We start from the raw sequence: 22,997 nt of genomic DNA on the forward strand, positions 1-22,997 counted from the left end.
GGAAGGCTCGCGGTCGGCTCCCGGAAACGTGACACTCCGGCGAATCGTGAATTAGTGTCTTGCCTTCATGCCCCCGGAAGACGTCCCTCCGGAACCTGCCGGGGTCGATGCGACAGCCAGAGAGACATGGAACACGGGGGTGTTCTCACATGACGGCGGACGCGGGTACGGGGTACAAGGCCCTCCCCTCGGACTTCAAGACGGCGGGTAAGGCTTTCACCGACGCGGGACGCCGCGTGGCCGAGATCCGAACGACGCTCAAGACGTCCATCGAGGGCCTGGGCGAGTGCTGGGGGGACGACGACCTCGGCGACGGCTTCGCCAAGTCGTACAAGCCCGCCCGGGACAAGGTGCTGGAAGCACTCGAAGCGCTCGCCAAGGGTCTCGGGGAGATCGGCAAGGGTCTCGACACGTCCGCCGGCAACTACCAGAAGACCGAGGACCACAACCGTGAGAGCTTCGGTGGCAAAGCCTGATGGCGGTCGAAGCGGGGGAGATAGTCGAGAAGGTCCTCGAACTGCTCGTCGGCGTCGACTGGCCGGAGGGCGACGAGGACAAGTGTGAGGCCCTGGGCAAGGCGTGGGAGCACGCCGCGACCGAACTCGGCAAGGTCGCGGGGGACCTCACCGCGGCGGTGAACAAGCTCAACGCCGCCAACGAGGGCAAGGGCATGGAAGCCTTCCTTCGGATGTGGGACAAGCTGAGCAAGGGCGAGAAGGCGTTCTTCCCGGCCCTGGAGGCGGCGTCCAAGGCACTCGGCGGCGCCGCGGACGACACGAGTGACACGATCTACGCCACCAAGATCGAGTTCGTCACGATGGCCACCATCCAGGGCGCGGCGATCCTGGCCCAGATCGCGGCCGCGCCGATCACCCTCGGCATCACCGCCGGTACCGCGGCGGCCTCGACCGCCGCGCTGCGGTTCTCGTTCATGCAGGTGCTGCGGCGGATGCTGGGCCGCATCGAGGCGTCGATGGTGCGCCGACTGCTCAAGAACGTCGCCCTCGAAGCACTGTCCGAGGTGCGCGACGACATCATCTCCCAGTTCATCCACATGACTTGGGGCTCGCAGGACGGCTATTCGATCAAGCAGACCGCGCTGGCCGCGGGCGGCGGCGCGGCGGGCGGGTTGGCCGCGATCGGCGTGAACGGGCTCGGCAAGAAGGTCTTCGGCGAGGGCGCCGAGTCCGGCATCAAGGGCGTCACCACGTCGCTCGCCTCCAACGTGAGCGCCGAGGTCGCGGGCACGGTGGCCACCGGCGGCCCGGTGAACTGGGAGACCTTCGCGAGCGGGGGGCTGGGCGGGGCGACCGATCACGCGGCGTCGAAGGCGGGCGATCGGGTCTCGAACGCGTTCAATGTCCCGAACATCGGCACGTCGAACCTGGGCACGGGCGGGAACGTCGGCGGCAACAGAATCGATTCGACACTGAACCCGGATCGTGGGGGATCGGGGAACGGCGGGGGGAACGGGGGGAGTTCGGGCGGGTCGAACGGGTCCGGTGGGTCGAACGGGTCGAACGGCTCCGGGGGGTCGCACAACTCCAATGGGCCGAACGGATCGAACGGGTCCAACGGGTCCAACGGGTCCAACGGTGGATCCGGTGGGAATCAGGGTTCGCCGCACAACAACTCTGGGAACTCGGGCGGGAATTCCGGGGGCCACTCGGGTGGCGACTCCGGGAACTCGGGAGGTAACTCCGGAAACCCCGGTGGGAATTCGGGGAACTCCGGGAACTCCGGGAACTCCGGCGGTGACCACCGGCCCGCACACGCTCCGGTCGCGACCCAGAGTGCGTCGACGGCCCCGCCTCCCACGGCGGATACCTCGACGGTGCCTTCCGCACCGGCGCAGGGCGCGCCGGCCCACAGCGGCGGGCCGGCGCAGAACACCACGACCTACGTGCAGGCTCCGCCGCCGGGCGGCGGTCAGCCGGGTGGCGTGCCCGCGCCTGCCGGTGCGCCCGCCGGTGGCTCGCCCGCCGCGAGCGGCGCGCCCGCAGTGGGTGGTTCGCCGGCCGCGAGCGGTTCGCCGCACGGCGGTGGCGGGGTACAGACCGCCAATGCGGCGACGGGGGCTCCGGTCGCGGCCGGGCCGTCCTCGGCAGGCTCGACGTCGAGTGGCGGGCCATCGCCATCCGGGCCGGGTTCGACCACGACCAACGTGTCGGCGACGACTACGGCCGCGGCCACGGGTACGGCTGCCGCCGGGGCCGGAAACGCGCACCCCGGCGCGGGGTCGGCCACGACGGGCAACTCCGGTGTGGGCAACGGGAGTACGACCGCGAACAACACGGCGTCCGGTCCGGCGGCGACCCGGCCTGTCGGTGTGACCACCAACTCCGGTGCCGGACAGAGCACTTCACCGAACCACAACGTGCCGAGCAGCGGCTCGCCGGACACCACGAACCGCATTCCGGGTCAACGCACGGAGGGCTCGGGCACCCCCGCCCACCCGAACACATCCCCCGACACCACGCCGCACACCGACCACCGCCCGGACTCGGCCACCGACCCCACGCCGGACCGGACCACGGACCAGAAGCCGGACACCCGGCCGGACACCCACACCGAGCCCGGCCCGGACCCGACCACGGACGCACGCCCGGACTCGGATGCCCGGCCGGATCCGACCGGCGACACCACGCCGGACTCTCGACCGGACCCGACGTCCGACACGACACCGGACGCCCAGCCGGACCCGACCGGGGACACCACGCCCGACGCCCGGCCCGATCCGGACGGCGATGTCACGCCGGATGGTCGGCCCGACACGAGGTCCGACGCGACTCCGGATACCCGGCCCGACCCGGCCGGCGAACCGGTCCGGGACGGCTCGCCCGATCCGGACGGCGAGGCCGCGCCGGACGGTCGGCCGGATGCCACGCCGGATCCGCAGCGGGGCACCGATCTCAGCGCCGATCCCTCGGCCGACTCGCACAGCGGCGATGCCTCGCCGCGCCCGGGCCGGGATGCCTCGCCGACGCGGGACGGCTCGGACGGTGGCGTCACCGTGCTGCACCTGCCGCCCGTCGGCCCGCAGCGCGGCGCTTCGATCAGCCCGGCCCCGGCCGGGCGGCTCGGCGACGCCCTCGACGGATTCGGCAACCGCGTCCGCAATCTCTTCGGTCGAGGCCCCGACGCCTCCCCGAACGTCGCCCCGGACACCGGCCCGACCACCGATGCCGGCCCGAACTCCGATCCGTTCCGGCCGAGTTCCGACTCCGGCACCACCTACGACTCGACGCCGTACGGCAATTCCCGCCCGGCCTCCCCACAGCCGGACTCGCCGCAGAATCCGGCCGGGCCGCTGGCCGACCGCCCTCCGCTGAACGACGGCCGCCCGCTGTACGAGACCGGCGGCCTGATGCCGCCGAGCGCGCGCGACCAGTCGGCGCTCGTCGACGCCGTCCCGCGCGCCTCCGACGGCACCCCCGTGGTGCACCCGGATCCTCGCGTCGACGGCTGGCTCCCGCTGCAGAACGACGGGGGCATCGACGTGCCCGGTCGGGCCAACAACTGCATGGACGGCGTGCTGGCCTTCGGCAACACCTGGTTCGGCCGCCCCGAGGTGGCCGCGCCGCGGATCCCCGGTGAGAACGGCGGCGAGACCAGGGCACCGGAGCGGGCCCAGCGCGAGATCGGCGGGAACTGGACGCCCCTGGGCCAACGCCCGGACGGCAGTACCGACATCTCCGGCGCGTACGGCGAGATCGAGGCGCGGCTGCGCGACGCGGGGCCGGGCGCGCTGACGTACATCGTCACCTCCAGACCGACCGAACCGCGGATCCAACCGGACGGCACGATCGAGACCGGCCGGGTCTCGCACGCGTGGGCCGCGGTCAACGTGGACGGCGACGTCCTGTGGGTCGACCCGCAGTCGGGCGAGGTCATGCCCGAGCCGTACCCGGACCAGATCCGCGTATGGGCGCTGCCCGTGGACGCGAACGCGCGGCCGATCGACATGTCGGTGCCCCCGACCACGCGCCCGGCCGACCCGACCCCGGACCCCACCGGACAGCCGAACCCGGCCCGCCCGGACGCCGATTCGACCACGCCGACCACACCCGACCACCACACCGACACCCCGGACACCACGCCGGAGTCGAGTGCGGACACGACACCGAAGTCGCCCCACACGGAACCGAATCCGACCGCGGACTCGACCCCGGACGCGCAGCCGGACAACACTCCCGACGGCGCCCCGGATGCGCGACCGACGCCGGAAACCGACACCGCCTCGGACGTCACCCCGGACACCCACTCGGACGCGGAGCCCGACACCGCGCCCGACACCCGTCCCGACACGAAGCCCGACCCGACCCCCGAGGTCACCCCGGACTCCGACCCCCGTCAGGACACCACACCGGACCCGTCCCCCGACCCGACGCCGGATCGGCACACCGAGGCCGCCCCGGACGGGGACGGCACGCCCACCCCGGAGGCGAACACCGATCCCTCCCCGGATCGGGACGCCACGCCGACCCCGGACCCCGTGGGCGACCCCGACCCGGCATCCCACCCGACCCCGGACGTGACGCCCGCCCCGGTCCGGGACGGCAACGGCGACACCACCATCGACGCGACCCCGCAGCCGGGTGGCCCGCTCACCACGACGCCGCCCGGCGCCCCCGTACGGCCCGATCACACCGGCCCGTTCCGCAACACCCTCCAGAGCCTCGGCGACCGCATGCGCGTCCTCCTCGGCCGGGGCCCGGACATCGACACCGGCCCGAACCACCCCGGCCCGGCGGCTCCCCCGTTCCAGGGCGGCGGCCCGTTCCACCCGAACCCCAACACGCCGTCCCCCTACAACGGGACGCCGTACGGCAACACCCCGGTGGCAAACAATCCCTACGCGCAACCGATGCCGCACCACGCGCCGCCGCCCACGTCCGGCGGTCCGATGGCGGGCCGCCCGCCGCTGTCCGCCGGGCGTCCGTTCAACCAGCCCGGCGGCCTGCTCCCGCCCACCTGGAGCGATGTAAGCGCGTTGAACAACGCGGTACCTCGCCACCCCGACGGCACACCCGTGGTGCACCCCGACCCGCGCCAGGGCCGCTGGTTCCGGTTGCAGAACGACGGCGGCCACCAGGTGCCCGGCCGAGGCATCAACTGCCTTGACGGCGTACTGGCCTTCGGCAACACCTGGTTCGGTCGACCGGAGGTGTCCGCGGCCCGCGTGCCGGGTGAGAACGGCGGCGAGACGAACGGCATGCAGCGCGCAGAGCAGGAGACCGGCGCGCCCTGGAACCGGCTCGACCTCAACCCGGACGGCTCGTCGAACCCGGGTGCCGCCTTCGCCCGGATCGATGCCGCCCTGCGGACTTCCGGCCCCGGCTCGATCTCGTACATCGTCACCGAATGGCCCCCGCGCAACGAGGTCCAGCCGGACGGTTCGGTCCGGGTGGTGCGCAGTTCGCACGCCTGGGCCGCGATCAACGTGGGTGGCGACATCCTCTGGATCGACCCGCAGACGAATCAGATCATGAACCTGCCGCACCCGAACGCGATCACCGTCTCCGCGATCACGCTCGACCCGAACGCCCGACCGGTCCCCATGACGGCCCCGCCCGTCACCCAACCGGTCGCCCCACCCCCGCCGCCGCAGCCGCAGCCGCACAACCAGCAGCAACCACCGGTGAACCCTTACACCCAGCACCAACCACCGCCGGTACAGCCCAACCCGTACATGCAGCCGCCGCCGGTGCCACCCGCCCCGCACTTCCAGACGATGCAACCGGGCCCGTACGCCCACCAGCAACAGCCGCTGCCACCGGCCCCGTTCACCCACGAGCCGGTGGTCCAGCCCAACCCTTACACCCAGCAACAACAACCGGGCCCGTACAACCAGCCCGGCCCCCACACCCAACAATCGTTGCAGCCCAACCCGTACACCCAACAACCACCGGTACAACCTGCCCCGCCGCACAACCAACAACCGATCCAGCCCGGCCCGGTCCAGCCGACACCCCCGCACAACCAGCAGCCCTTCCAAACGGGCCCCGTGCACCCCGCACCCCCGCACAACCAGCAACCGGTTCACCCCGCGCCGCACCACCCGCAGCCGTTCCAGACCGGCCCGGTGCACCCCGCACCGCCGCACAACCAACAACCCTTCCAGACCGGCCCGGTCCACCCTGCACCGCACAACCAACAACCCATCCAGACCGGCCCCGTCGACCCCGGCAGCCACGTCCCCAACCCCGGTCAATCCGGACCCAATCCCAACCCCACCCCCGCTCCGACCCCGGCCACTCCCCCGCCGCCGCGGCACACGCAGGCCAATCCGCCCGGTCCGATCGACACCACGCCGCCCCTCGCGCCGCCGATGCAGGCCAATCCGCGCCCGCTCGGCGAGCCCGCGACCACGGCGAGTCCGACCGGCGATCGACCCACCACGCACGACGGTCGGCGCGACGACATCGAGCGTGAAGTCGGCGACTTCATGGCGACCCGCCCGGCCGCGGAGAACTTCGACCCCAACGCCGCGATCAACGCCAACTCCCCCACATCACCCACCACTTCGCCGACGCCGAACCCGAACCCGCCGAAGCCGGACGACGTCCGAGGCGGCCAGTCGCCCTACGACCTCGACGTCACGCGCGACCCGTCCTTCATGGCCGACCGCGCGAATCTGACCTGGGACACCCACCGCGGCGACGCCGAGTTCGAGATGCCGCAGAGCGCCCGCTCGAACAACCCGCACCCGGACACCGGCACACCGCCCCGCAACAACCTCAATCGGGCCACGATCCGCCGGATGTTCGACGCCTCCGGCATCGACGCGCTGGTCAACCACCCGAACCCGGACGAGCTGACCAGCGCCGAGCGCCAGGCCAGGGACGAGTTCGACCGCCTCCTGCGCGGCGCCGACGGACGACTGCTGACCGGCCCGGACCTGGCGCAGCGCATGAACGACCTGGCACTGCGCGGCCGGGACATGACCGGCGCTCCCCGCTACCCGATCAACTCGGGATACGCGGGCCAGATCGTGCACTTCGCGAGCCCGACGCTGGACAACCACTTCCCCGACGGCGTCTACATCAACCTGCAGGGTTATCCGGACTTCACCACCTACGCGGTGCGCACCATCAATCTTCCGCACACCGTCGTCGCCCCGCCCGAGCGCAGCGATTTCCCGCCCGGCCCGGACGGCACCAAGAAATTCAAGGAAGCCCGCCAGGAAGCGAACGACGACCAGCGCAAGCTCGATATTCGCCAGGCCAATGCGGAATTCAGAAACGATCCGATGTGGGCCGGCGTCCGCCCGGGCCGCAGCGCTCCCGGATACGTCTGGCACCACGTCGAGGGCACACGCACCATGATGCTCATACCGTTCGCAGTACACTACGCGGTGAAACATCACGGTGGTATCGCCAGCGCCATGGCCCCCGATCCCGCGTCCGGCAACCCTGGAGTCCAGCCTTGACCGTCGAATTGACGCCGCGAGGAACCCTCTCGGAAGAAGCCCTGCGCGAACTCGAGGAAAAACTCGGGTTCGCCCTGCCGGCCGAATACCGGGCCTGGCTCGCCGCCACCAACGGTGCCGACTTCCCGGTCGCCGCCCAGCTCATGCCGCGTGGCCTGGACCCGGAGGACGACCTCTACGGCCACCGCACCGGCGGCGATCCGCAGACCGAACTGCTCTACGCCCACGGCTATTGCCGCGATGTACTCACCCGGGATTATCTACCGGTCACCCGCCTCACCACCGGAATCGTGGCGATCAAGGTGACCGAACCCGAATGCGGCTCGCTCTGGTATTGGAGCGAATCGACCCTCGACACCGACGAGGAATACACCCCCGAATACATCTCGACCCACCTGCTCCGCCGGGTGGCCGATACCTTCGCCCAATTCCTGGAGCTGTGGGAGATCGACCCGACCTCCCCGTTCCTGGATTCGGCAGATCCGGAACGGACCGCGCCATGACCGATATCGGTGCCGCGGCCGGCGACTCGCCGGCCGCCGAATTCGCGGGCTCGATCGTCGATTTCGGCCGCACCTCGCGCAGTCGGGTCTACCCCGACGGGGTCTTCGTCGACCTGTACGGATTCCCGGATTTCCTGCCGTACGCGCGGGTGGTGATCGAGGCCGCGCCGATCCCGCCGGGGCTCGGTGTCGACGAGGCCAGGGTCACCGACGTCCTCGCGGCCAACCTCGCGGCGGCCGGAACCGGCGATCCGCTCTACCGGGACCTCGTGGAGACGGCGACCCCGCGCGGCTGGACCTGGCATCACGCGCCGCACGCGCGCCGGCTGTACCTGATCCCGGTGGACGTCAAGAACGCGATGCGCCACCACGGCGGGGTGGCCACGATGACGTCGGTCGACCGGGACCGCACCGGCCTGTGGAGCCCGGTCGAGCAGGCCCGGGTGCCGGTCACGCTGCACGTCGGCCGACCGCTGACCGACGTCGACCTGACCCACCTGGAGGGCAAGTACCTCAAGTACCGACTCCCGGACGCCTACCGGGCGTTGCTGATCGACAACGGCGCCGGCCCGCCGGCCCGCCCGGCGGTGCACCCGCGCCACGGGTTCGTGTTCGACCAGCAGTTCTTCAACCTCTACGGCGCATACGACCCGTACGACCTGCTGGACGTGGCGGCCCGGTTCACCGACCGGCTGACCGCCGACTTCCTGGCCGTCGCGTGGGTCCAGGGCGGCGCGCTGGTGCTCAAGACCCAGGGGCAGGACGCCGGTTCGGTCTGGTATTGGGACAACGACGACCGCTACGCCCGACAGGGCGACACCCCGGAGGCGACCGTCGCGCTGCTGTCCCGGCTCGCCGACGACGTCGGCACGCTGTTGGCCGACGCGTTGGTCCAAGTGCCCGGCGAACTCGACGAGATCGCCCGCACCGGGGCCGCCGGCGGCCACTACCGGCCGATCGTCGTCGACCACGCGGGCGCGGGCCTGCCCGCCGACCTGCGTCCCTGACGCGGCATCACGAAGGGAACGGACGAGACCGATGTTCGACAATCAGCTGCCGCCCGGCGTCGGTGCGGCGTTGCAGCGCCCCGGCCGGGAGCCGATGACGGCGGTGAGCGCGCACACCACGCTCGTGGACCTGCACCCGGCCGTGACCGCGCTCCTGGACCGTACCGAGCCCGCGATGCGCTCGGTGTTCCACGGGCGTTGCCCGGACGCGGCGTTGTTGTCCGAGGTCGCGGTCGAGGCGGAGGCGTCGTTGGCCGCCGAGGGTGTGCACGACCCCGACCACGAGGCGGTGCTCGACCGGATGCGGCACCTGCTGCGCGGCGCGGCGCTGGCCGCGATCCTGCTGCGCGAGCCGAACGACCCCGCGCACGAGCGGCCGATCCCGCCGTGTTCGTCCTGCGCGCCCGCGCTGGCCGATCTGGGCGTGACGATCCTGGAGGTGCCCGCGTCATGAGCGATCGTTTTCCCGAGGCCGTGGCCCAGGTGCTGACGGCCACCGGCCGGCAGCCCGGCATCCACATCCCGGAAGAGGAACTGCTGCGCTGGTACCGGGCGTTGGGCACTGCCGGGATCGATGTCCCGCCGAGCGCGATCAAGGCACTGTGGGAGTTCGGCGGGATGACGGTGCATCAGTACGGGCCCGGCACGGACATGTCCCGGATGCCGTTCCGGATCGACCCGCTGGTCGGGCTGTACGCGGGCGACGTGCTCGCGGCGTACGGCGCGGCGCTGGGCCGGCCGCTCACCCCGGTCGGCGAATACGACCTGGGACGCGGCCGGTTGGCGATGGATCCGCGCGGCGCGGTGTACCTGTGGTGGGGCGACCTGTGGCATGTGGCCGACACGTTCGACGGCGCGCTGATCGCGCTGATCGAGGGCCGGCGGCCCACCCGCCTGAACCTGACGCCCGCCCGGGAGCCGCTGCCCCCGAAGCCGATCGACGAGCGCGAGGCCCGGGACAAGGCTCGACGGCACGTGGTCGGCGGCGGTCCGCACGCGCCGGTCGACTTCGTGATGAGCGAGTTCGAGTACGGCTGGCTGGTCCAGCCGATCTTCGCCGACCCCGACCCGATGGCCAACGTCGGCGCCGGCCAGTGGATCATCGACCGCCGCAACGGCCGGGTGACCCTGTGGCCGAGCCTGCCCGCCGAGAACATCCTGGCCCTGTTCCGCGAACGCCACGTGGACGCGTAGCACCCGGCATCAACCGGCCCGCACGCCGATGCGCCCCGGAACCGCGTGGGTTCCGGGGCGCATCGGTGGTTCGGTGCGTCGACCGCTCGTATCGACTCGACCCGACTACTTCACGTTGACCTTGTTGAGGCCGTAGCCGGGGATGTGCAACTTGCCGCCCAGTTGGGCGTACATCGAACTCTCAACGTTCGTGAAGAAGACGATCGGCACGTTGATCGGCGGCGGGCTCTCGGGCGTGAAGGTGATCGGGATGATCCCGAAGATGTTGCCCTTGAGGTACTTCACGTACATCGTCGTCGCGATGTCCGCGTCCATCCAGGACTTGCTGCCCTCGTCGGACGAGATGACGACGTCCTTGCCGCCCTCCTCCTTCACCGTCATGGACATGTTCCAGATGTCGATGCCCTTGGACACGGTGAACTTGAGCGCGTTCTCCTCGACCCCGGTGAGCGTTTTGACCTTGACCACGCCCTCGTAGTTCAGCCCGGCCATGGCCAGCAGGCTGGACTTGAGGACGAGGGGGTCCACCGCGACCGGCGGGATCCCGTTGCCGCTCTTGGCGTTCACGGGACCCTGGACCGGGCATGGGAAGGGCGACTTGCCGTCCTTCGGCGCGGCCGACGACGACGTGGCCGACGGCTTGGCCGACGTCGTCGTGGGCTTGGTCGAGGGTTTGCCCGACGCCGAAGCGGAGGGCGTCGACTTGGCCGCCGGCGGCGTGGCCGAGGCCGAGGTCGAGCCGCCCGAGGCCGCCAACGGCGCGGCGGGTGCGGCGGGTGCCGTCGACGCCGGCGCGGACGACGCCGGCGCGGACGGCTTGATCCCGGGCAGGCCGAGCCCGGGCAGGCCGGGCAGGCCGGGCAGCGTCAACTCGGGCAGTTTCAACTCCGGCAGCTTCAACTCGGGCAGCTTGAAAGCCGGTTCCCTGCTTTCCGGCGCCTTGGACGTGCCGGCCCTCGGGTCGGCCGCCGGGCTCTGCGCCGCAGTGGGTTGCCCCGCCGCGGACCGCGTCTGCGGCGCCTTGCCGGCGGGGGTCGAACCCGCGGACGTGGCGGCCGTACTGCTCGGCGCCGCGCTCGACGTGCTCGGCGCGGCCGACGCCGAACCCGCCGATGTGGTGGGACTCGCGGAGGCGCACGGGCCGTCCGCGTACGGGTTCTCGGGCAGTGGGTCGCTGGGCGACGCGCTCGCGATCCCGACCAGTCCGACCACGCCTGCCATCGCGGCCACGATCACCGCGAGCGTGACCCTGGGTGCGGCCGTTCCCGCCGCCTTGTCACCGGGCCGGTCGGTCTCCGACCCGGTCGACGCTTCCCCCGAGGCATCGGGGGCCTTCCCGCTCAACGCGTCGGCCAGGAAGCCGTCCTCGACGAGCGTGTCGTCGAAGTCGGCGCTGCCGTCGTGTCCGTCGCCGGCGTCGTCGTCACCGGGGCGCTCGTCGTCCTCGTCGTCCGACGGCTCGTTGTACGTCCAGGAGGTCGCGAGCATGCCACCGACGAGGCCGAGCAACATGCCCACGCCGAAGCCGCCGAAGGTCGCCACGATGAAGGACACGAGCGATACGAGGATCACGAAGATCCCGAGGTAGACCCGCGCCGCCGGGGTCAACCAGAGCGCGATTCCACACATGATCAGGATGGCGCCGATGAACAGCGCCGAGACGCCGCCGAACTGCGTCAGCCTGACCGTGACGTCACCCGCGCTGACGGATGCGTACGGGGCCCACAGGATGGGTCCGGCAGCCAGGATGGTGAAGAGTCCGGCCCAGAACGGCCGGGCCGATCGCCACTCCCGAAACGCGCGCCGGCAGCGCACGACCGCATGGGGATGCCGCTGTTCTGCGGTCACTGTTCAACTCCCTGGAATGCCGCCTCGATACGACTGACCGGCTGTGGACGACGAGGCGCCCACAGCCGACGGAACGTCAGAAGCACTCCTTGCTACCGCCGCCGACCTCCAGGTGGAGGTCCTTGAGGTAGAACCGGCCCGCCTGCACGAGCCAGGCCGACTGCTTGACGTCGGTGAACGTCGCCTTGTTGGCCTGCTGGCCGAACATCGTGGGGTGGCCGTTGCCGATGGTGGCCGGACCCTTGCCCCCCGAGCCCTTGGCCATGGTCGACGCGTCGACGCCGATGTCGATGTTCTCGAACACCGCGTCGCCGTCGAGGCCGTCCATCGAGAGGGTCATGTTGTCGGCCTCGGCCTTGGTGCCCTTGCCGCCGGCCTCGATCCGAAGCACGATGCCGAACGGCCCCTTGACCGACTGACAGAGGTTGGTGATGTCGGCGTGTCCGATCGCGGCGGTCGCGACCGGCACGTCGGCGCCCTTGTTCCGCTTGAGGAAGTCCCCGAACTGGGAGAAGTCCGTCGCCTCCATCTTGTCGGCGCGGACCTTGAAGTTGCCGCCGCCCACGGTGATGTTCACCGGGACCACACCGTTCGCGACGCCCGCGAACATACCCACGGTCATCGCCGCGACCGGCAGGAGCACGATGCCGAATCGCTTCCAGCGGGTCTTGCCGCTACCCGTCTGAACCTTCTTGTCCATGGTCCTCCTCGGGACAGAGTCCCCTCCTCATGCGGACCAGGGCCGCACGTGGCGGGGCATGGAGGGAGGGCCTGCCTGTCCCGGGAAGGACCGGCGCGGCCTGGATGGGGAGGTCCGCGTCCGCGCCACCGACCGGCTGCCGGGGCGAATGGGACACGGATCGAGCGGCCCGATCATCTTTCACGACCGGGTCGGCACACAAGAGGTTCGTTACCGGCGGGTAACGCGGACCGTCGAACGCCGCTCGCCACCGGATCACAGCGCGGTATCGAGACGCATGTCCGCCGATCCGATTTCGCGGGATAAGTCCGTTAACGGATCACCGGGAGGTCACCAAAAGACACGCAGGGCGAGGGAAATGACCCATAGTCAAAGATGGGTAAAGACAACGCCCCGGCCGCTCTCGGAATCGAGAACGACCGGGGCTTCATCGACAAAGCGAGCGAGTGCGGCCGGCGGCCGGAACGGCGCTCGAAACGCCGCTCGGACCGGTGTCCGACGGAGCCGGACCGCGGCGCTCGGAGCCGGACCGCGGCGCTGACGCAGACTCAGAAAAGCACGCCCGCAAGGGCCATGCGCGCCTTCGGCACCCGGGGGTCGTCGGCGCCGACGATCTCGAACAGCTCCAGCAGGTGCAACCGCGCCTTGTTCCGCTCGTCGCCCGAGGTCCGCCGCACGGTCTCCACGAGTCGGGCGAACGCCTCGTCGGCGCGGCCGTCCAGGATGTCCACGTCGGCGGCGAGGGTCTGTACGGCGACGTCGTCCGGGTGCTCGGCGGCGTCCGCCCGGGCCTTGTCCGCGTCCACACCCTGGGTGCGCAGCAGGAGTTCGGTGTTGATCAGGCCGAGCTTGGCCTCGGCGTGCGCGGGGTGGTCGGAGAGCACGTTGCGGAACGCCTGGGCCGCGCCGTCCAGATCGCCGGCCTCCAGCGCCTCGTCGGCGGGCGCAAGCAGCGGGTCGCCGGGGGGCTCCTCCTCGGACTCGGCGTCGTCGGGAGCCTCGGCCGGTGCGCCGTCGACCACCACGCCGGTCAGCCCGAAGCGCTCCTCGCCGAGCTGGACGAGCTGATCGAGCACCTGGCGCGCCTGCTGCTCGGGCACCACGCCCTGGAACAGCGGGGCGAGCTGGCCGCCGAGCACCGCCATCACGGCGGGGATGCCCTGGATCCCGAACTCCTGGGCCAGGCGCGGGTTGGCGTCGACGTCGATCTTGGCGAGCACGAAGCGGCCGGCGTACTCCTCGGCCAACCGCTCCAGGAGCGGGCTCAGCTGCTTGCACGGCTGGCACCACTCGGCCCAGAAGTCGATCACGACGGGTGCCTGCTGGGAGAGCGCGAGCACATCGGTCTCGAAGGTGGCCTCGGTGACGTCGATGACGACCCGTTGGCCACCGGCCGCGGCGGCGGGCTTCCCGGCCGGGGCGGCCGCACGCTTGGCGGCATTGTCGGCGGCGGCCTTGACCGCCCCGAGATCGACTACTCCGCGCATGGACATGTTCCGTGGCTGCATGTAGACATCTTCCCCCGAGAGCAAGGCGAACGATGCACGGGGCGACCCACCGGCACACGCACGAGTTCCCGTCGCGTCCCGGTCCCCGCAGGATGCGGGCCCCGGGACGGACGACGACCCTTGACAGGTCGTCAGTCGCGATCGTGTGCTCGAATCCCCATCCAGGCACCGCGATTCGCTACGGCTCGTAGCGTAAGGGGAGCGCCGGGCGGAATGCGACCGTAGGATCCCGAATGGCGGATGTGAGTTGCGCCACCGAAGCGGATCACGGCCGGGAACCGTACCAGCCGGTAACATGACCGCCCGTGCACGACGAATCGGCGGAACCGGCGGAACGACGGGTGATCGGCGCGCCCCCACAGCGCATCGGGCGCCCCCGCAGCACCACCGCGGACGACGCGATCCTGGCCGCGGCGCGCGCACTCCTCGCCGAGGGCGGCTGGGCGGGGCTGGCCATGGGCGACGTCGCCACGCGCGCGGGCGTGGCCAAGACCACGCTGTACCGCCGCTGGCACTCCAAGCACGACTTGGCCATCGCCGCCGTCGCGGAGATGCTGGACACGCTGCACCTGCCGGATCGAGGCCCCGATCTACGCGCGGACATCGAGGATGTGGTCCGCCGCTTCGCCGCACTCCTCGGCCGCCCCGAGATGCGCACGGCCCTGATGGGCCTGGTAGCCGACTCCACCAGCGACCCGGCCCTACGGCGCCGCATCCGCGAAGAGATCGTCGACCCCCAAAAACGCCTGGTCACAGAAGGCAGGGCCCGAGCCGAAGCCAGAGGCGAAATCACCGCCCCGGGCGACATAGACGTAGACCTGATCTTCGACGTAATCGCCGGCACGGTGGTCCAACACATCCTGGTAAGCGCCGAACCCGCCTCCGACAACTGGGTCCAACGCTTCACCACATTCGTAGTAACCGGCCTACTCCCAGCCACCACGTAAGCCCACCGCCCCCGAACCCAACCCAAGACCGGGTCGACTCCCCCAGGAACCCACCCAAGCAATTCCAGCCCGGCCGGCGCTTGAGGCCACCTCGGCCGAAGGCCGGGTCGACTCCCCCAGGAGCCCACCCGGCCAACCCAACCAAACCCAGCCCGGCCGGCGCTTGAGGCCACCTCGGCCGAAGGCCGGGTCGACTCCCGCAGGAGCCCACCCGGCCACCCAACCAAACCCAGCCCGGCCGGCGTTTGAGGCCAAACCCAGCCCGGCCGGCGCTTGAGGCCACCCGGCTCGGGCTCAGAACCGCGCGGGCTCCGTGTACGTGCCCCACTCCTCCCGGAGAACGTCACAGATCTCCCCGAGCGTCGCCTCCACCCGAGCCGCCGCCAACATCGGCGGCACCAGGTTCCCCGACCCCCGCGCAACATCCCGCATCGCACCCAGCGCCGAGTCCACCGCAGCCTGATCCCGCGCGCCCCGCCGCTTCCCGAGCATCGCCACCTGGTCCCGCTCGACCTCGTGGCTGACCCGCATGATCTCCAGGTCCCCCGTCACCGACCCCTCGTGGCAGTTGACCCCGACGACCCGCTTGTCGCCCTTCTCCACCGCCCGCTGGTAGCGGAACGCCGACTCGGCGATCTCCCCGGTGAACCACCCGTCCTCGATGCCGCGCAGGATGCCCGACGTCATCGGCCCGATCGGGTGCGGCGAACTCTCGCCCAACTCGCGGATCTTCGCGAACGTCGCCTCCGCCTCGGCCTCCAGCCGATCCGTCAACGCCTCCACGTACCACGACCCACCCAGCGGGTCGGCCACCGCCGCGACGCCGGTCTCCTCCATCAGCACCTGCTGGGTGCGCAGCGCGATCTCCGCGGCCTGCGCGCTCGGCAACGCCAGCGTCTCGTCCAGCGCGTTCGTGTGCAGCGAGTTCGTTCCGCCGAGCACCGCCGCGAGCGCCTCAACCGCGGTGCGCACCACGTTGTTGTACGGCTGCTGCGCGGTCAGCGACACGCCCGCCGTCTGGGTGTGGAAGCGCAGCCACTGCGCCTTCGCGGTCTTCGCGCCGTACACGTCGCGCATCCACCGCGCCCAGATCCGACGCGCCGCGCGGAACTTGGCGATCTCCTCGAAGAAGTCCACATGCGCGTCGAAGAAGAACGACAACCCGGGACCGAAGACGTCCACGTCCATCCCGCGCGACAGCCCGAGTTCCACGTAGCCGAACCCGTTGGCCAGCGTGTACGCCAGCTCCTGCGCAGCCGTCGCCCCCGCCTCGCGGATGTGGTACCCGGACACCGACAGCGGCTTGTACGCCGGGATCTTCTCGGCGCAGTACTCCATCAGGTCGCCGATCAACCGCAGGTGCGGCTCGGGCGCGAACAGCCACTCCTTCTGCGCGATGTATTCCTTGTAGATGTCGGTCTGCAGCGTGCCGTTGAGCGTGCCGATGTCCACGCCCTGCCGCTCGGCCGCGACCAGGTACATGCAAAACGCGGGCACCGCCGGCCCGGAAATGGTCATCGACGTGGTCACGTCGCCCAGCGGGATGTCACGGAAGAGCACGTCCATGTCGGCCGCCGAGTCCACCGCGACGCCGCAGTGCCCGACCTCGCCGAGCGAGCGCTCGTCGTCGCTGTCCCGGCCCATCAGGGTCGGCATGTCGAAGGCGACGGAGAGCCCGCCGCCGCCGGCCGCCAGGATCATCCGGTAGCGCTCGTTGGTCTGTTCCGCGTTGCCGAAGCCGGCGAACTGCCGGATGGTCCACGCCCGGCCTCGGTAGCCGGTCGCGTACAGGCCGCGGGTGTACGGAAATTCGCCCGGCCAGCCGATCCGCTCGAAGCCGGCGTAGGGCTGGTCCGCGGGCGGGCCGTAGACCGGCTCGACCTCGAGTTCGGAAAGCGTGGTGCGGCGCATGCCGTCGTTGCGGACCTTGTCGTAGCGGTCCTGCCAGCGCCGCCGACCCTCTTCGATGTCCTCGGTGTTCACGTGGCTCCCGTCCGATGCCGTCGTCGTAGGACCCATTCCCGCGCGGCACCGGAAAAATTACTAGGACGTCCTAGTAAATGTCCAAGCACCCCCGAAAACATGCCCACGCCCCCGATAACGCCGAAGCCCCCGACGAGGTGTCGGGGGCTTCGTGGGCGGTGCCGCGAGCGCGGCGGCGACCGGTCAGGCGGTGGCCGGCGCCGCGGTCGGCTCGACCAGCTTGTGCTTCATCTTGTAGTCGAAGACGAACGGGCCGAACGGCGGGATCGCGGCGACGAACGCGAGCAGCGTGGTCTTGTTGTCCCACGACAGCTTGGTGCGCACGTCCATCATGGCCAGCAGGTACAGGATGAACAGGACCGCGTGCAGCAGGCCCAGCGGCATGACGAGGTTGATGTCCGAGATCCGGCTCAGCAGCGAGCCGAAGACGAGCAGGATCAGGAACGAACAACCCTCGGCGATCGAGATCACCTTGAAGCGGCCGGAGGCGGTGGAAAGCATGGGGATCCTCGGGGGGAAGCGGGTACGGAACGGGCTGACTGCGAGCGGCTCAGGCGCCGGCGGGAGCGGTGGCGAGGCCGCGCTCGTGGACCGCCTCGACGGCCTTGCGCTCGGCGTAGAACGACGCGAGCGGAACGGTGCCTGCGAGCATCATCAGCAGCATGCGCTCGAACTTCCACTTCATCTTGCTGCTGAGGTCGAAGGTTACGACGAGGTAGATCATGTAGAACAGACCGTGTGCCTGGCTGACGTAGAGCGTCGCCTTCTCGCCGGTGTCGAACCCGTACTTCAGGACCATGCACAGGCACAGGACCAGGAGCATGCACCCGGTGATCCAGGCCATCACTCGGTAGCGGGTCAATACGGCAGGCTTCACGGCAGCACCTTCGGTAACGGCGGGCTCGACGTGGTCGTCGACCGCTTTTCACAATGGCGCATGCAGCTTACGTCGCCGGCACCGGGGTCCCCGAATCCGCCCCCTCCCCCGTCGTGCCCTCGTCCTTTGCCTCGTCCTTCGCCTCCGCCTCGACCACGAAGTCGCCGGCGTCCACCCGCAACACCCGTAGCAGGTCGAACAGCTGGGCGCACTGCTCGGCGGTGTACGCGCCGAGCCCGAACTCGCGCGCGGTCAGGTCCCGGGTGGCCCGCTCGGTGACGTCGCGGCCCTTGTCCGTGATCACCGCGAGTACGCCCCGACCGTCGCGCGGGTTCGGCCGACGCGCGACCAACTCGGCCTGCTCCAGGCGGTCGATCGTGTTGGTCACACTCGTCGGGTGCACCATCAGGCGCTCGCCGATCCGGGACAGCGGCAGCGAGCCGGTCCGACTGAAGGTGAGCAGGACCAGGGCCTCATAGCGGGCGAAAGTCAGGCCGTACGGCTTGAGCACCGCGTCGGCGCCCGCGAGCAGAATCTGCTGGGCACGCATGATCGAGGTAATGGCGACCATCGGCGGGCACTCGCCCCAGTGCTCTCGCCAGTGCTCGTCGGCACGCGTGATCGGATCGAAGGGAAGGTTCAGTGGCTTCGGCACGCGCCGAGCGTAGTGGAGGTTACCGATCGGTCACGTGGCCGTCTCACAGCGTGTGCACGACGCGCGGCAACCAAAGGGTCATTCAAGTTTCAACTAACTCCGGTATTCTTGGTTCATGACCGATGCCGAGCCCAGATGGCTGAGCGATGAAGACCAGCACGTCTGGCGCCAGATCATCGCCGTGATCAACATGCTGCCGGCGCGGCTGGAACGCGAACTCCAGCGCACGCACGGCCTGTCCCTGCACGACTACCAGATCCTGGTGCAGATCTCGGAGCACCCGCGGCAGGAGGTGCGGCTGAGCGATCTGGCCGAGGCGACCCAGCAGTCCAAGAGCCGGCTCTCGCACCAGATGACCCGGATGGAGAACGCGGGCCTGGTCGCGCGCCGCAACTGCCCGACGGACCGTCGCGGGGCCTACGCGGTGCTCACCGAGGAGGGCTGGGACGCGCTCCGGGCCGCCGCGCCCACGCACGTCGAGAGCGTCCGCGAGCACCTGATGGACGTCATGACGCCCGCCCAAAAACAGGTGGTCGGCGAAGCGTTCGGCGCGGTGGCCGCACACCTGCGCCCCGCCGCCCGCGCCGCGGTCTGCCCCTCCACAGAAGAATGCGGGACAGGCTGACGCCTGTGTCGACGCACTCGTGCCGACCGTCCTCAAACGCGGGACAGGCTGACGCCTGTGTCGACCCAACTCGGCCGACCGTCCTCAAACGCCGGACGGGCTGAATTTGCTCGGCTCCCCTGCTTGAGCTGCGGTCAACCGCACCGCAGCCCACGAGCCCGCCCGACCACCCCAGCCCGTCCGGCGTTCGAGGACGGCAAGCCGACCCGGGCCCACGACGCGAACAGCGAAACCGCAGCCCGCGCGCCGGACCGAAGCAACCCCAGCCCGTCCGGCGTTCGAGGACGGCGAGCCGGACCGGGCCCACCACGCGAACAGCGAAACCGCAGCCCGCGCGCCGGACCGAAGCAACCCAGCCCGTCCGGCGTTTGAGGACGGCAAGTCGAACCGGGCCCACCACGCGAACAGCGAAGCCGCTAGGCTCCCAGCCCCGTGATCAGTTCGTCCGCGGCCGAATACGGGTCCATGGACCCGGACAGCACGTGGTCGGCCAGTTCCTCCAACCGCCGCCCACCCCGCAGGTCGCCGATCCGAGCCCGCAGTGCGGTGACCGCGATCGCCTCCACCTCGTCCGCCACCCGCCGCCGACGCCGCAGCCGCAGTTCGCCGCCCGCCTCCATCCAGGCCCGGTGCTTCTCCAGCGCCTCGACCACCTCGTCCACACCCTCCCCGCGCGAGGCCACGGTCTTGACGATCGGCGGACGCCAGTCCCCCGGCCCCCGCGCCTGGCCGAGCGAGAGCATGTGGCCGAGTTCACGCGCGGTCGTCGCCGCACCGTCCCGGTCCGCCTTGTTCACCACGTACAGGTCGCCGATCTCCAGGATCCCGGCCTTGGCCGCCTGGATCCCGTCGCCCATGCCCGGCGCCAACAGCACCACGGTGCTGTCCGCCATCGAGGCGATCTCCACCTCCGACTGGCCGACCCCCACCGTCTCCACGATCACCACGTCGCACCCCGCCGCGTCCAGCACGCGCAGCGCCTGCGGCGTGGACCAGGCCAGCCCGCCGAGGTGCCCGCGCGAGGCCATCGAGCGGATGTATACGCCCGGGTCGGTCGCATGGTCCTGCATCCGCACCCGGTCCCCGAGCAGCGCGCCGCCCGAGAACGGCGAGGACGGGTCCACCGCGAGCACGCCGACCCGCCGACCCAGCCGGCGGTACGCGCTCACCAGCGCGGTCGTGGAGGTCGACTTGCCCACCCCGGGCGAGCCGGTCAGCCCGATCACGTAGGCGTTGCCGGTCAGCGGCGCGAGCGCGGCCATCACCTCACGCAGCCGCGGCGAGGCGTCCTCGACCATCGAGATCAACCGGGCCACCGCCCGCGGCTTGCCCTCCCGGGCCTGGGCCACCAACGTCGCGACATCCATCCCCGACCTCATGCGCCACCGCTTCCCTGCTCGGATATGCCGAAACGACCCCGCAGTCGGCGAGCCGTCACACCGCAGTGCGCGCCCCGCGACTGCGAGATCGTTTCAGGTGGATCGATCACACGAAACCGTACGGTCGCTCAGCCGTACGATCCGGACCGGTTCACGCTTGTGGACCGGTCCGAACCGAACCGGCTCAGGCGCCCGGGACGGTGAGGATCAGCGCGTCGCCCTGGCCACCGCCACCGCACAGCGCCGCCGCACCCGTGCCGCCGCCGCGGCGCTTGAGCTCCAGCGCCAGGTGCAGCACCACGCGGGCGCCGGACATGCCGATCGGGTGGCCGAGCGCGATCGCGCCGCCGTTGACGTTGACCTTGTCCGTGCTCACCCCGAGGTCGCGCATCGACTGCACGGCCACCGCCGCGAAAGCCTCGTTGATCTCGATCAGATCCAGGTCGTCGACGGTCAGGCCCTGCTTGCCCAGCGCGTGCTTGATCGCGTTCGAGGGCTGCGACTGGAGCGAGTTGTCCGGGCCCGCCACGTTGCCGTGCGCGCCGATCTCGGCCAGCCACTCCAGGCCCAGCTCCTCGGCCTTGGCCTTGCTCATCACCACGACCGCGGCGGCGCCGTCGGAGATCTGCGAGGACGTACCCGCGGTGATCGTGCCGTCCTTGCTGAACGCCGGACGCAGCTTGCCCAGCGACTCGGCGGTGGTGTCCGGGCGGATGCCCTCGTCGGCGGCGAACACGACCGGCTCGCCCCGGCGCTGCGGAATCTCCACCGGCACGATCTCGGCGTCGAAGATCCCGTTCTTCGCGGCGGCAGCGGCGCGCTGGTGGGAGAGCGCGCCCACCGCGTCCTGCTCCTCGCGCGAGATGTCCAGCTTCGTGTTGTGGTGCTCGGTCGACTCGCCCATCGGGATGTTGTCGAACGCGTCGGTGAGGCCGTCGTAGGCCATGGCGTCGAGCATCTCCACCGCGCCGTACTTGAAGCCCTCGCGCGACTTGGGCAGCAGGTGCGGGGCGTTGGTCATCGACTCCATGCCGCCCGCGACCACGATGTCGAACTCGCCCGCGCGGATCAGCTGGTCGGCCAGCGCGATCGCGTCCAGGCCGGAGAGACAGACCTTGTTGACGGTGAGGGAGGGCACGTTCATCGGGATGCCGGCCTTGACCGACGCCTGTCGGGCCGGCATCTGACCGGCGCCCGCCTGGAGCACCTGGCCCATGATCACGTACTGGACCTGGTCCCCGGTGACGCCCGCGCGCTCGAGCGCGGACTTGATCGCGATGGCGCCGAGGTCGGTGCCGGAGAAGCCCTTGAGGGAGCCGAGCAGTCGACCCACGGGGGTACGGGCCCCGGCGACGATGACAGAACCGGCCATGAGGGTGGCCTCCACAACTTTATGGTCGGGGTGCCATCGCCGGGCGGGCCGGGCGACGTGCGGCATCCCCGCGACGGACGTGAAGTTGTTCCGGAACCTACCCGGAAGGGCGCCGACCGGTGCAGGGGGCCCCGATGTGACGGAACCCACCCTCACGCCCGGCACGAATCGGGTGTGCTCTCGCCCATAGTCTCGTGACGAAGGGTCGGGTATCTACTCGCAGGTAACCCGCATTTCTCGACGGCCTCGGGAGGCCATGGTGCTCACGCGTATCGATCACATCGGCATCGCCTGTCACAACCTCGACGAGACGGTGGACTTCTACACAACGACCTACGGATTCGAGGTGTTCCACACCGAGATCAACGAGGAGCAGGGCGTCCGCGAGGCGATGCTCAAGATCAACGAGACCTCGGACGGCGGCGCGTCCTACCTCCAGCTCCTGGAGCCGATCCGCGAGGACTCCGCGGTCGGCAAGTGGCTGGCCAAGAACGGCGAGGGTGTGCACCACATCGCGTTCGGCACCGCCGACGTGGACGGGGACGCGGCGGCGATCGGAGCCAAGGGCGTCCGGGTGCTGTACGACGAGCCCCGGCGTGGTTCGATGGGTTCGCGCATCACGTTCCTGCACCCCAAGGACTGTCACGGCGTGCTCACCGAGCTGGTGACCTCGGCCGCGCCCGACACGGAGCACTGAGCCACCGGGCCCGGCGTCGACCACCGGGCCCGGCATCCGGCCCGCGACATCACGCGGCCACTCGCACACAGCGCGCGACCGCGCGCGACCATACGTGACAGCGCACGACAGCGCGCCGACCTGCGGCATCCCGCGGCGGCGCCCGACCGGCCGCGCCATCCCGCGGAGCCGGCGGCTCGTCAACAGACAGATCGTCAAAGCGGCGGCGCAGTTCCTGTGACTTCGCCCCTTGTCGCTTTTATGCCGAACGCCTAGCGTTACCAGCGAGTA

Annotated in this window: 18 protein-coding genes; 9 read left to right on the plus strand and 9 right to left on the minus strand. The window is 70.6% G+C overall.

The genetic code is table 11. The features are described 5' to 3' along the window. The first annotated feature begins 149 nt into the window (after nt 1-149). The 6 genes from ACWGR4_RS44500 to ACWGR4_RS44525 are packed head-to-tail and all read left to right on the plus strand — an operon-like array spanning nt 150 to nt 10,136. Complete coding sequence (locus ACWGR4_RS44500; protein ID WP_379995063.1) at nt 150-476, plus strand: WXG100 family type VII secretion target; 327 nt, start codon at nt 150-152, stop codon at nt 474-476. Next, nucleotides 476-7,432, plus strand: coding sequence for a toxin glutamine deamidase domain-containing protein (locus tag ACWGR4_RS44505; RefSeq protein WP_452131651.1), 6,957 nt, complete (start codon nt 476-478; stop codon nt 7,430-7,432). The genes ACWGR4_RS44500 and ACWGR4_RS44505 overlap by 1 nt, the downstream gene beginning before the upstream one ends. Further along, on the plus strand, nt 7,429-7,935 hold the full coding sequence (locus ACWGR4_RS44510) for an SMI1/KNR4 family protein (RefSeq protein WP_160161398.1): 507 nt from the start codon (nt 7,429-7,431) through the stop codon (nt 7,933-7,935). Before ACWGR4_RS44505 ends, ACWGR4_RS44510 begins: the two co-directional genes overlap by 4 nt. Beyond that, nucleotides 7,932-8,942 carry an SMI1/KNR4 family protein gene (locus ACWGR4_RS44515; protein WP_379995059.1) on the plus strand — a complete coding sequence of 337 codons (1,011 nt, stop codon included), beginning with the start codon at nt 7,932-7,934 and terminating at the stop codon, nt 8,940-8,942. Before ACWGR4_RS44510 ends, ACWGR4_RS44515 begins: the two co-directional genes overlap by 4 nt. A 31-nt stretch (nt 8,943-8,973) precedes the next feature. Continuing rightward, on the plus strand, nt 8,974-9,396 hold the full coding sequence (locus tag ACWGR4_RS44520; RefSeq protein WP_379995057.1) for a YwqJ-related putative deaminase: 423 nt from the start codon (nt 8,974-8,976) through the stop codon (nt 9,394-9,396). Beyond that, the gene (locus ACWGR4_RS44525; protein ID WP_452131652.1) at nt 9,393-10,136 is read left to right on the plus strand and encodes an SUKH-3 domain-containing protein; all 744 of its coding nucleotides are present in this window, start codon (nt 9,393-9,395) and stop codon (nt 10,134-10,136) included. Before ACWGR4_RS44520 ends, ACWGR4_RS44525 begins: the two co-directional genes overlap by 4 nt. A gap of 105 nt (nt 10,137-10,241) precedes the next feature. On the opposite strand, the gene ACWGR4_RS44530 is transcribed toward ACWGR4_RS44525, so the two are convergent. The 3 genes from ACWGR4_RS44530 to ACWGR4_RS44540 form a co-directional block, all read right to left on the minus strand. Further along, a complete protein-coding gene (locus ACWGR4_RS44530) occupies nt 10,242-11,984 on the minus strand; it encodes a DUF6114 domain-containing protein (protein WP_452133139.1) in 1,743 nt (580 codons plus the stop codon). Between the two features lie 76 nt (nt 11,985-12,060). Continuing rightward, the gene (locus ACWGR4_RS44535) at nt 12,061-12,684 is read right to left on the minus strand and encodes a DUF6230 family protein (protein ID WP_380040347.1); all 624 of its coding nucleotides are present in this window, start codon (nt 12,682-12,684) and stop codon (nt 12,061-12,063) included. A gap of 548 nt (nt 12,685-13,232) precedes the next feature. Further along, complete coding sequence (locus ACWGR4_RS44540) at nt 13,233-14,192, minus strand: tetratricopeptide repeat protein (RefSeq protein ID WP_126637273.1); 960 nt, start codon at nt 14,190-14,192, stop codon at nt 13,233-13,235. A gap of 305 nt (nt 14,193-14,497) precedes the next feature. On the opposite strand from ACWGR4_RS44540, the gene ACWGR4_RS44545 reads away from it, so the two are divergent. Beyond that, entirely contained in the window at nt 14,498-15,139 is a 642-nt protein-coding gene (locus ACWGR4_RS44545; RefSeq protein ID WP_452133138.1) for a TetR/AcrR family transcriptional regulator, read from the plus strand. A gap of 294 nt (nt 15,140-15,433) precedes the next feature. On the opposite strand, the gene ACWGR4_RS44550 is transcribed toward ACWGR4_RS44545, so the two are convergent. The 4 genes from ACWGR4_RS44550 to ACWGR4_RS44565 all read right to left on the minus strand — a co-directional run bounded on the left by ACWGR4_RS44550 (nt 15,434) and on the right by ACWGR4_RS44565 (nt 18,654). After that, a complete protein-coding gene (locus ACWGR4_RS44550; protein ID WP_452134328.1) occupies nt 15,434-17,050 on the minus strand; it encodes an acyl-CoA mutase large subunit family protein in 1,617 nt (538 codons plus the stop codon). A 255-nt stretch (nt 17,051-17,305) separates the two neighbouring features. Then, nucleotides 17,306-17,623: a DUF3817 domain-containing protein gene (locus ACWGR4_RS44555; RefSeq protein ID WP_452133137.1), complete on the minus strand. Its 318-nt coding sequence runs from the start codon at nt 17,621-17,623 to the stop codon at nt 17,306-17,308. Between the two features lie 49 nt (nt 17,624-17,672). Beyond that, the gene (locus ACWGR4_RS44560) at nt 17,673-17,999 is read right to left on the minus strand and encodes a DUF3817 domain-containing protein (RefSeq protein ID WP_452133136.1); all 327 of its coding nucleotides are present in this window, start codon (nt 17,997-17,999) and stop codon (nt 17,673-17,675) included. 67 nt (nt 18,000-18,066) lie between these two features. Next, nucleotides 18,067-18,654, minus strand: coding sequence for a MarR family winged helix-turn-helix transcriptional regulator (locus ACWGR4_RS44565; protein ID WP_452133135.1), 588 nt, complete (start codon nt 18,652-18,654; stop codon nt 18,067-18,069). Nucleotides 18,655-18,769: 115 nt separating this feature from the next. Here ACWGR4_RS44565 and ACWGR4_RS44570 point away from each other — a divergent pair, with 115 nt between their 5' ends. After that, nucleotides 18,770-19,279 (plus strand): MarR family winged helix-turn-helix transcriptional regulator, encoded by a 510-nt coding sequence (locus ACWGR4_RS44570; RefSeq protein WP_452133134.1) that lies wholly within the window; start codon nt 18,770-18,772, stop codon nt 19,277-19,279. A gap of 416 nt (nt 19,280-19,695) precedes the next feature. Here ACWGR4_RS44570 and meaB read toward each other — a convergent pair whose 3' ends face one another. Both meaB and ACWGR4_RS44580 read right to left on the minus strand, forming a co-directional pair. Continuing rightward, nucleotides 19,696-20,646 (minus strand): methylmalonyl Co-A mutase-associated GTPase MeaB, encoded by a 951-nt coding sequence (gene meaB, locus ACWGR4_RS44575; protein WP_452133133.1) that lies wholly within the window; start codon nt 20,644-20,646, stop codon nt 19,696-19,698. Nucleotides 20,647-20,842: 196 nt separating this feature from the next. Then, nucleotides 20,843-22,030, minus strand: a complete 1,188-nt coding sequence (locus tag ACWGR4_RS44580; protein ID WP_452133132.1) for an acetyl-CoA C-acetyltransferase — start codon at nt 22,028-22,030, stop codon at nt 20,843-20,845. Between the two features lie 259 nt (nt 22,031-22,289). Between ACWGR4_RS44580 and mce the strand changes: the two genes are divergently transcribed. After that, on the plus strand, nt 22,290-22,727 hold the full coding sequence (gene mce, locus ACWGR4_RS44585; RefSeq protein WP_379997255.1) for a methylmalonyl-CoA epimerase: 438 nt from the start codon (nt 22,290-22,292) through the stop codon (nt 22,725-22,727). Nucleotides 22,728-22,997: the final 270 nt, after the last annotated feature.

It is taken from the genome of Embleya sp. NPDC055664, assembly GCF_053618075.1.

Bases quoted from the DNA above. Each gene is read 5' to 3' on its own strand.
- ACWGR4_RS44500 (WP_379995063.1), top strand. From the start codon at position 150: ATGACGGCGGACGCGGGTACGGGGTACAAGGCCCTCCCCTCGGACTTC.
- ACWGR4_RS44505 (WP_452131651.1), top strand. From the start codon at position 476: ATGGCGGTCGAAGCGGGGGAGATAGTCGAGAAGGTCCTCGAACTGCTC.
- ACWGR4_RS44515 (WP_379995059.1), top strand. From the start codon at position 7,932: ATGACCGATATCGGTGCCGCGGCCGGCGACTCGCCGGCCGCCGAATTC.
- ACWGR4_RS44520 (WP_379995057.1), top strand. From the start codon at position 8,974: ATGTTCGACAATCAGCTGCCGCCCGGCGTCGGTGCGGCGTTGCAGCGC.
- ACWGR4_RS44525 (WP_452131652.1), top strand. From the start codon at position 9,393: ATGAGCGATCGTTTTCCCGAGGCCGTGGCCCAGGTGCTGACGGCCACC.
- ACWGR4_RS44535 (WP_380040347.1), bottom strand. From the start codon at position 12,684: ATGGACAAGAAGGTTCAGACGGGTAGCGGCAAGACCCGCTGGAAGCGA.
- ACWGR4_RS44540 (WP_126637273.1), bottom strand. From the start codon at position 14,192: ATGCAGCCACGGAACATGTCCATGCGCGGAGTAGTCGATCTCGGGGCG.
- ACWGR4_RS44550 (WP_452134328.1), bottom strand. From the start codon at position 17,050: ATGCGCCGCACCACGCTTTCCGAACTCGAGGTCGAGCCGGTCTACGGC.
- ACWGR4_RS44555 (WP_452133137.1), bottom strand. From the start codon at position 17,623: ATGCTTTCCACCGCCTCCGGCCGCTTCAAGGTGATCTCGATCGCCGAG.
- ACWGR4_RS44570 (WP_452133134.1), top strand. From the start codon at position 18,770: ATGACCGATGCCGAGCCCAGATGGCTGAGCGATGAAGACCAGCACGTC.
- meaB (WP_452133133.1), bottom strand. From the start codon at position 20,646: ATGGATGTCGCGACGTTGGTGGCCCAGGCCCGGGAGGGCAAGCCGCGG.
- ACWGR4_RS44580 (WP_452133132.1), bottom strand. From the start codon at position 22,030: ATGGCCGGTTCTGTCATCGTCGCCGGGGCCCGTACCCCCGTGGGTCGA.